Origin of the sequence: Helicobacter vulpis, from assembly GCF_003660395.1 — a bacterium.
In the GTDB taxonomy this organism is placed as follows: Bacteria; Campylobacterota; Campylobacteria; order Campylobacterales; family Helicobacteraceae; genus Helicobacter; species Helicobacter vulpis.
The window spans coordinates 1-711 of record NZ_QXQT01000078.1 but is presented as its reverse complement, the minus strand read 5'-3'; the positions used below and the strand labels follow the sequence as shown (position 1 = coordinate 711).

At 41.1% G+C, this 711-nt stretch carries 1 protein-coding gene; it reads left to right on the top strand.

The window, feature by feature from the left end:
• Window positions 1-184 (top strand): DNA methyltransferase (locus tag EAO38_RS08650; RefSeq protein ID WP_162982760.1); only part of this gene is annotated, 184 nt, incomplete at its 5' end.
• Window positions 185-711 lie beyond the last annotated feature (527 nt).

The window sequence follows — 711 nt, the reverse complement described above, 5'->3', positions numbered from 1 at the left end:
TTTAGAAATCTTGCCTAGGGGCTCAGTGGTGTTGGATTGTTTTTGTGGGAGTGGCTCTACAGGGGTGGCATGCGCGCAACTAGGGCTAGATTTTATCGGTGTGGAGAAGAGCCCAGAGTATGCTAAGATCGCACAAGAGAATTTAGCCAAAGCGTTAGATATGGGGTTGTTTGGAAATTCTTAAGGCTTAAGATGTAACCTTGTTTTTTGGTGTATCTGTGGTGCTTTGGGGGGTTTTAATAAAAGGAGTGAAATGACCAGCCAATGGGTTTTTTCCATAAAAAGCATTCTGCTTTTTTTGTTTGCTATGGGTTGCGTATTGCTGCGCAACAGCTACAAAGCATTCTGCTTAGGACTGGCTTGAGTATTGGGTAATCTTTCATTTTAAAAAGTTTGAATTCATTGTTGCGCGTGTAGATCACTTCCCTTAAGGTTTCGCTAAAAGCGAGTAAAAAAGAGGTTTGGCTACACTTTGCACCTGATTAATGTGATAGAAAAGAGTACTCAAGTCTTTTTGTGTTTGCTCTCCTATTTAAAAATGAGCATTTGTGATCGGCGTATTAGTGATGTAGCGGTGTATAATTGACTCAAATAATCTTTCTTTTTCTGTTAAATGCCCTTTGTGATGGGTGTGCGCAATTCGTGCATGATCGCCCGTAAGAACAAGATACGTGACTCATTCAACCCCTTGATCTTTTTGATCGCCGAGTC